Source organism: Isoptericola sp. NPDC019482 (assembly GCF_040632295.1).
Taxonomy (GTDB): Bacteria; Actinomycetota; Actinomycetes; order Actinomycetales; family Cellulomonadaceae; genus Isoptericola.
Genome location: NZ_JBEYBQ010000079.1, coordinates 1 through 1302, shown reverse-complemented (window position 1 = coordinate 1302; position 1302 = coordinate 1). Strand labels below are relative to the sequence as shown.

Genomic DNA, 1302 nt, shown 5'->3' with positions numbered 1-1302 from the left:
GGCGGTCTCAACCGGTCATCGCAACACCGGGTTGGTCAGGTGGTCGAGAGTAGCTCGGCGAGTTTCTCGGCGGGGGTTGCCCAGCCGAGGGTCTGGCGGGGTCGGCCGTTGAGTGCATCGGCGACGTCCTCGAGGTCGCTAGCGGGGTGCACGGAGAGGTCGGTGCCCTTGGGGTAGTACTGGCGCAGCAGCCCGTTGGTGTTCTCGTTCGTGCCGCGTTGCCAGGGCGAGTGCGGGTCGCAGAAGAACAGATCGACGGGATCGGTGAACCCGATATCGGTGCCCGCGTTCGGGGTCATCTCACGGCCCTGGTCCCAGGTCAGGGTGCGGCGTAGATGCGTCGGCAGGGTGCGGATCTTGGTGCGCATCGCGTCGGCGACCTGCTCGGCGGCGTACCCGTGCGGTAGGTGCAGCAGCATCACGAACCGGGTGGTGCGTTCGACCAGGGTCCCGATCGCGGACTTGTTCGCGGTGCCGATGATCAGATCGCCTTCCCAGTGGCCGGGCACGGCCCGGTCGGCAACCTCGGCCGGGCGCTCGGAGATCAGGTACTCGTCGCTGATCACGCGCCTGCCTTGCCGGTTGGCGCGCGTCTGCGCGACCGGGCGGCGTCGGGCCCGACCGGTGCGCAGCGCGGTGTGCAGCTCTTTACGCAGCCCGCCGCGGCCCTGGACGTAGAGCGCCTGGTAGATCGTCTCGTGACTGACCTGCATGGTCACATCATCCGGGAAGTCGATCTTCAACCGGTTGGAGATCTGCTGCGGGCTCCACGCCCCGGACCGGCCGCTGTCCGGGCGTACCCGCCCGTCCAGTCGAGCCTCGATGTAACCGGCTAACCGCGGGTTACCCACCAGCTTGCGCTGCCCGGCCTTAGGGCGGGCCGTGGCCCGGTCACGGTGCGCTTGAGCGACCGAGGGCACATACCGGCCGTCCGAGGCCCGTCGGCCCGGGTGCGCCAGCTCCCGGCTGATCGTCGAGGCCGGCCGCCCTAACCGGCGCCCGATCTCTCGCACGCCCACGCCCGCTGCGTGCAGCAGACCGATCTGCTCACGCTCGACGAACGACAAGAACCGGCCCGTGGGCGCTGCAAGATCGAGATCAGGCACCCCGCCAGCCTGCGCGACCCAGTCCTGCGCCGTACGCACGGACACGCCCGCCACCCGAGCAGCCGCACCCACATCCCCGCCATCGACGAACACCCGCCAGAACACCCGCCGCCACGCCCTCGGCACCCGCACCCCACCACGAACCATCACGCACACCCTCCAGATCAGGATGTTGCGATGACCGGTTGAGACCGCC

At 69.6% G+C, this 1302-nt stretch carries 1 protein-coding gene; it reads right to left on the bottom strand.

Annotated elements, in window-relative coordinates; translation table 11 throughout:
• Positions 1–35 precede the first annotated feature (35 nt).
• Positions 36–1253, bottom strand: a complete 1218-nt coding sequence (locus ABZ493_RS21750) for an IS30 family transposase (RefSeq protein ID WP_430584198.1) — start codon at positions 1251–1253, stop codon at positions 36–38.
• Between the last annotated feature and the right edge of the window lie 49 nt (positions 1254–1302).